The 6,264-nt window shown below is 36.7% G+C and carries 9 protein-coding genes and 1 pseudogene; 1 reads left to right on the forward strand and 9 read right to left on the reverse strand.

Annotated elements, in window-relative coordinates; all coding sequences use genetic code 11:
* The 7 genes from AAC037_RS17570 to AAC037_RS17600 all read right to left on the reverse strand — a co-directional run.
* A partial coding sequence (locus tag AAC037_RS17570) for a flavin reductase (protein ID WP_339904384.1) occupies positions 1–604 on the reverse strand: 604 nt, incomplete at its 3' end.
* Positions 604–1,047, reverse strand: coding sequence for a hypothetical protein (locus tag AAC037_RS17575; RefSeq protein WP_339904386.1), 444 nt, complete (start codon positions 1,045–1,047; stop codon positions 604–606). The genes AAC037_RS17575 and AAC037_RS17570, both read right to left, overlap by 1 nt.
* Before the next feature lie 48 nt (positions 1,048–1,095).
* On the reverse strand, positions 1,096–1,359 hold the full coding sequence (locus AAC037_RS17580) for a hypothetical protein (RefSeq protein ID WP_339904387.1): 264 nt from the start codon (positions 1,357–1,359) through the stop codon (positions 1,096–1,098).
* A 70-nt stretch (positions 1,360–1,429) separates the two neighbouring features.
* On the reverse strand, positions 1,430–1,612 hold the full coding sequence (locus tag AAC037_RS17585) for an SDR family oxidoreductase (RefSeq protein ID WP_339904388.1): 183 nt from the start codon (positions 1,610–1,612) through the stop codon (positions 1,430–1,432).
* Positions 1,540–1,959 carry a hypothetical protein gene (locus tag AAC037_RS17590; protein ID WP_339904397.1) on the reverse strand — a complete coding sequence of 140 codons (420 nt, stop codon included), beginning with the start codon at positions 1,957–1,959 and terminating at the stop codon, positions 1,540–1,542. Before AAC037_RS17590 ends, AAC037_RS17585 begins: the two co-directional genes overlap by 73 nt.
* Positions 1,960–2,106: 147 nt before the next feature.
* Positions 2,107–2,808, reverse strand: coding sequence for a GTP cyclohydrolase I FolE (gene folE / locus AAC037_RS17595; RefSeq protein WP_339904389.1), 702 nt, complete (start codon positions 2,806–2,808; stop codon positions 2,107–2,109).
* Positions 2,768–3,178, reverse strand: coding sequence for a 6-carboxytetrahydropterin synthase (locus tag AAC037_RS17600; protein WP_339904391.1), 411 nt, complete (start codon positions 3,176–3,178; stop codon positions 2,768–2,770). Before AAC037_RS17600 ends, folE begins: the two co-directional genes overlap by 41 nt.
* A gap of 500 nt (positions 3,179–3,678) precedes the next feature.
* On the opposite strand from AAC037_RS17600, the gene AAC037_RS17605 reads away from it, so the two are divergent.
* Positions 3,679–4,407: a murein L,D-transpeptidase catalytic domain family protein gene (locus AAC037_RS17605; RefSeq protein WP_339904394.1), complete on the forward strand. Its 729-nt coding sequence runs from the start codon at positions 3,679–3,681 to the stop codon at positions 4,405–4,407.
* A gap of 412 nt (positions 4,408–4,819) precedes the next feature.
* Here the strand turns inward: AAC037_RS17605 and AAC037_RS17610 are convergent, their stop codons facing one another.
* Both AAC037_RS17610 and AAC037_RS17615 read right to left on the reverse strand, forming a co-directional pair.
* Entirely contained in the window at positions 4,820–5,890 is a 1,071-nt protein-coding gene (locus AAC037_RS17610) for a L,D-transpeptidase family protein (protein WP_339904395.1), read from the reverse strand.
* Positions 5,859–6,264 (reverse strand): annotated as a pseudogene (locus tag AAC037_RS17615) (hypothetical protein); the annotation flags it as partial. The gene AAC037_RS17610 and the pseudogene AAC037_RS17615, both read right to left, overlap by 32 nt.

The following is a 6,264-nucleotide window of genomic DNA, read 5'->3' on the forward strand; positions in this document are numbered from 1 at the left end:
GCTTTGCATAGGGCAATCTGTCCAATTTGCTAGTGCTATGGTAACTATCCAAACCCGAGACAGTAATGGTTCCTATTTTATCTAATTCAATAAACCCATCATCTTCAACAGCATCAGCAGCTACCCATACTTCTTCTATGTTGGCTACGATTAAGACCGTTTCATTTACTGCCAAGGTAATTTTATCTTTTAGGACACAGGAAATTTTCAAAGGACTTATTTTTACAAAGGGAGCTTTGAAGTCATTCAGGAATTCTTCCTCCAATCCTGTGGCTTTAAATTCTGATTGTGTCCATCTTGCACTGCATTGGTGTGCTTTTTTGTAAAAATTTTCATCCACATGGTTTAATGTGAAACATTTATTTTGAAGAATGTTTTCCAAGGTATGTCGTTCCACGGTATGGGGGCGAAATAAAATCCCAACAGTAGGTGGGTTGGCTCCAACATGAAATACTTGACTAAAAGGGGCCAAGTTGGTTTTATTGTTTTCAGTGTTGATGGTTCCAATAAGGTTCAGGCTTTTGAAACCACTCAGGCAATTCACAAAGTTTCTATTGTAGGCTTTGCCTTTACTGATTAAATTGTCTTTGGTAAATCTTTTCATTATTCAGCTATGGCTTCTTCTATGCTGTCACAGTATTTAATATCAAGTTCCCGAATAATATTACCGGGGTTTTCCAATGTGATTTGTTTTTTGGCAATCATGACCAGTTTCACAAACCATGCCTCATTGGGTAGAATTTTCCTATGCGTTTTGATTCCATAAGAAAAGACTTCTTTCTTCCAATCTAAAAAATACCATTCCATACTGGGTTGATGAAAAGCCCTTAAAGCCCTTTTGTCAAAGATGAATTTCTTATAGTTGCCTTCTTTTATGATATTGGTGATTTTGTGAAAAATGGCTTTAAAGTCAGTAATGGGGACATAATCTACCAATAATGTACAAATGATAATCCCTTTTGAATTATTGGTATCAACCCTGGCATACTCTTCTTCAAAAGCAATTTCAAAATCTTGCAACTCCTGTTTATTCAAAGTATCAGTCATAATCATTCTTTTTCTTCATCATTACCTATAGGTAATAAAAATAATTGATTAATGAAAAGAGCTTTTTCTTTTGTTTTTCTCCTCTTCGACAAGCTGTTTGAAATTCTCCAAGTCGTCTTCAAGCCTTACTGCATAATTTATGGTTGTTTTCATTAGGTCTTGCTGTACGGAAATTTGCTCCTTTAATCGGGATAATTCTTGGTTGATCTTTAGTAACTTATCTTCATATTCTCGCTTTAATTGCTCTTTTTCGAGCTTGGCCTTTTTTAGCTCTGCTTTAAAAATTAGATATGATTCCGGTGGAGTCCTCATTTACTTAGCTGTTTTAAATACCAAGGCAATCCTTGCCTATCTGCTCTATTTTTTTTATCGATAGGGGTAATCATTTTATCGCGGAAATTCCCCCGTCAACCTTGATTACCTGTCCAGTGATCCAAGAAGATTGATCAGAAAGTAAAAATACCGTTGAGGCTGCGATATCAGTGGCTTTCCCTACTCGACCAAGTGGATGCCTTTTTTCAGCTGCACTTTTTTTGTCCGGTGTAGAAAGCAGAGAGTTGGCCAAAGGGGTGTCAGTAAGTGACGGAGCAATGATCTTTTCAATGAATTCTCCAAAAAATGGAGCGTTCTTACAGCTCCGAGGTAATTGACCTCAAGATCCTGCCTGAAATCATCAATTGTTAGCCTTTTGAATGGTTTTAAGTTAATCGTTCCGGGGCAGTAAACGAACCCGTGAATAGTTTCAGGTAAGTTGGGTAATGCTTCAAAATCTTTCTCAATATCCAAGTGTTGCTCTCCTGTAAATGACCTGGAGTAGGCATATACTTCGGCACCATTTTGACTGAGTTTTTCTGCTACCTTTTTACCAATTCCACTATTCCCACCAATAATTACTATGTTCTTTCCCTTCATATACACACACAATGTTTACTTAGTAGAATTAATTCACAGCCAAATTGTTTAACTTTTTTCTTGATATAACAGGAAGAGAATAAAAAAAGCTGCTATTTCTTAGAAATAACAGCTTTAAATGCAGTGACTTATAAAATAAACAAATGTTTACCTTGAAAGAGAAATGTATTTAAGGAATTCATTTCTTTTTTGGTTGTCATGTTCAAATTGACCGCTATAGAAGGAAGTGACAGTACTGCTGCTGGTATCACTTACGCCTCTACTGGATACGCACATATGGTCTGCATCCATAATTACAGCTACGTCATCTGTCCCTAAAGCATTTTTAAGCTCATTACCAATCTGAACAGTAAGCCTTTCTTGGACCTGAGGTCTTTTGGCAAAATATTGAACAATCCTATTGATTTTAGACAATCCGATTACATTGCCATTGGAAATATAGGCAACATGTGCTTTTCCGTAAATAGGTACAAAATGATGCTCACAATGAGAGAAAAAAGTAATGTCTTTCTCTACCAGCATTTCATTGTACTTGTATTTGTTTTCAAATAATTTAACCTCTGGTTTGTTTTTTGGATTCAGCCCTGAAAAAACTTCTTTCACAAACATTTTCGCTACTCTTTTTGGGGTGCCTTTTAAACTATCGTCCTTCAGGTCCATGCCAAGAATATTCATGATTTCTTTAAAATGTTTTTCAATCAATTCCATTTTCAGATCATCGTCCATTTCAAAAGCATCTTCCCGTAATGGTGTGTCATGGGAAGAAGAAATATGATCATCTCCTATGTCGTCAATGGCTTGATTGAGATCAATCCCCGCTGAATTCAACAAAGTTTCTTTCTGTTTCATATAATCGAATTGTTAAGTCGTATTTTAATTCAATTTTCTCTCTCAAAATATTCCAAATAACCACAGCAATGTTTTCTGCAGTTGGATTAAGGTTCTTGAATTCATCGACATCTAAATTTAAATTTTTGTGATCAAACTTTTTCGTAACATTATCTTTAATTACATCCTTCAATAGCTTCATGTCATAGACATAACCTGTTTCAGGATCTATTGGACCTGTAAGCTTAACTTCCAAGTCATAGTTATGGCCGTGGTAACTGGGATTGTTACATTTTCCGAAAACTGCATCATTTTTTTCCGCTGACCATTGTGGGTTGTGAAGCCTATGGGCAGCATTAAAGTGTTCTTTTCTATAGATGGCTATTTTCATATTTTATTTAACAGAATTCCAGTAATTTTGTTTTTTTTAAGTTTCTATACCTTTAGATATATAGAAATTGCAATGTTTCAAGCTTTTTTTAAATGGTCAATATTACGTTTTTACCCCATTTTACCTTTTTCAACCGAAAGAACAAATATTTAAGGCAAATCGGTTCAAAATTAATCAAATAAAGGTCAAAGTCCGTCCGGGAACTGCCATAGATTCATTTTTTAATTACCCCCCATATAGACCTAGGCTGTGCAGATCTTTTATTTATTTAAGGCCAATTGGTTTAAACCTCTTGATAATAATAGTCCTAAAAACGCTTAAAATTAATTGATTTCATTGGTTTCTGAATTCCTTTACTTATCTCCTTTAATCGGTCTAGAAGAAATGTTTCAAAATTTTCCTATCATTCGGGAATTAATTGGGGGCAAAATTGACTTATATTACTGTGGTTTATTGAGGTTTATCCCTTAAGACCAGCCTTTATTTGTTTGAGTTTGCGTATGATTAAAATATTTGCTTTTACAATTTTAGTAGTATTTCCTGTTTTTTCATTTGAGATGAAACCTGCAGGAATTGTCAATTTACACCCTATAGAAAAACCTGAGGTTAAGGTAATAAGGGACAGTGTAGAAGGCCTTTGGGATAATATCCGGCAGCAAAACCCATTGCTAAAAAAGGAAGTTTTATCAATGGCTTTTAAAGGTTATTTGAAAATGATTGACGATGGATTGGTCGAAGAAGGCAGTCCATTAACCATAGTTGATTTTGATCTGCCCTCATCAGAACAAAGGCTTTGGGTAATTGACGTAAACAATCAAAAATTGGAATATGCTTCCCTTGTGGCCCATGGAAGGAATTCAGGGGGATTACATGCTAAAAAGTTTTCTAACATGCCTGAAAGCTATATGAGTAGTTTGGGATTTTACCTTACGGGTGAAACCTATTTTGGTAAGCATGGTAAATCTTTGCGCTTAGATGGAATGGAAAAAGGGATTAATGACAATGCCAGGGCAAGAGCGATTGTAATGCATGCAGCCGCTTATGCTGAAAAATCATTTATTACACGTCATGGAAGGCTGGGTAGAAGTTTAGGATGTCCGGCTTTGCCCTCTGATAATTTTGAAGCTATAATTGATTTGATCAAAAATAAAAGTTGCTTGTTTGTTCACGCAAGTGAACCTGACTATTGGAGTCAATCTGATTTTATCAAGGAGAATGTATTAAGTTAATTTTAGCTCCCTAAATTCAAAGACGGTTTATTACTTGAGTTAAACTTAAAATTATAAAAAAGATTGTCATTCCGGGACCTGACGTTTTCGAAATCACAATATTTAATAAAGCATCCCAATCAGGAGAAATCTTGAAAGCCCGGGTAAGCCGATTCAGGAGGTGTCATCTGGGTTTAAATGGGTTGACTTCTTAGGCCATTGCCTCTGTAGGCCCAATAGTAAAACCGGTTTTTCGCTAGCGCTATTAGCTCCGTATTCTTGGTCTTTAGAAACACGGCATTGGTAGGTTTAGGGAGGCATTTGAGTAGTGAAAACTCTGGGAATCCCCAAGTTGAGACTGGTTCACCCTTTCCAACCTCAGTAAACCTCAAAAAGGGTTCGCAGTGGCGACGTAGCCATTGTTTATGACAATTTAAATCGAACTGGAGTTTAGAGGTTTTTGCATCAATTTATAGAGTTCATTGTCTCTATCATAGATGTCTTTTCGAACTTGTTCTTTTTTTCTGCTATCTGTCCAAAAGGTCAAATAGAGTATAATCACAGGGATTTTTCTGGTCAGGCTAACGGATCGCTCTTCATCGCCCACTAATGCTTCTTTTATTAGATCATCCGTCCATTTTTTTTGGTCTGAAAGTAATAATTTGGCTAGTTCTATAGGCTTTTCAATACGAATACAGCCCGAACTTAATGCCCTGTCTTCTTGGGAAAAGAGTGACCTTGAAGGGGAGTCATGTATGTAGACATTGTGTTTATTGGGGAACATGAATTTCACCCTTCCAAGCGCATTGGATGGGCCTGGGTCTTGCCTCACCATGTATTTAAAATTATCAGCATTTACCGTGCTCCAATTGATTGAAGACGGAGGGATTTCATTTCCTGAAAAATCCAGAATACGCATGTTTTTTGACTGAAGGTAATTCAGGTTGTTTTTAACAGCAGGAATTACATCATTCTTCAATATAGTTGGAGGAACGGTCCAGGTGGGACTAAAGACCAAATAGCTCATGGCCCCATTAAAAACCGGAGTTTTCCTGTAAGTTTTTCCTACAATTGCATTGGAGTGAAGCAAAGTGTCTTTCTTATTGATATAATCTAATGCGTAGTTGGCTATATTGACCAAAATAAACTCCTGTACGGTAGTGTCGGGAAGCCACCTTAGCCTTTCCATATTTACACTTACCTGCTTGATAAGTTCCTGAGGGGATTTGTTCAATGCTTCGACGGTGGCCTTGCCTAACACACCGTCCGGAAAAAGCCCATTTCTTTCCTGAAAGGTTTTTACGCCTTCATACAAAATGGAATCATAGATGTTTTCTGTTCCGGGTTGCATGGAATAAGGTTTCAGGTCTTTCCATAATTGTAACCTTTTGCGAACGGTGGGGATTCCTTCACTTTTTTGGAGTATTTCAATTGACTCGTGTATCGGTATCTTTTTCCAATTATTCCCTGAGTCACGTTTTATCAACTCCAAGTATTTTTTCATGGATTGCCTCATGCGATGGTAAATCGAAAATTTTGGCTGCAGGCTGAATAGTTGTTTTTTTACATTGTTTTCCGTCACAGCCAAATAGAGCTTTTCCAATATGGTTGGCATATAGAATGAAGGCATCGCTAAGCAAAAAATCAACCTTGGCCAAATCTATTGGAGTCAGGGGGATTCCTGAAAAATATTTTTCGAAAAATATATTTAAGCCATCAAGGTGATAATCTTCAGGGAGAAAGCCATCAAAAGTGGCATTTTGAATAAGGTGGCGGAGTTCCAAGGCATTGCAAGTCAATTGCTCATCTTTTGACCAACCCGGTTGAAAAGCCCTTTCCGAATAAAATGATATTAGCTCTGTTCTCGAGTGTAAAGAG

The sequence above is a fragment of the uncultured Cyclobacterium sp. genome (assembly GCF_963976465.1).
Lineage (GTDB): Bacteria > Bacteroidota > Bacteroidia > Cytophagales > Cyclobacteriaceae > Cyclobacterium.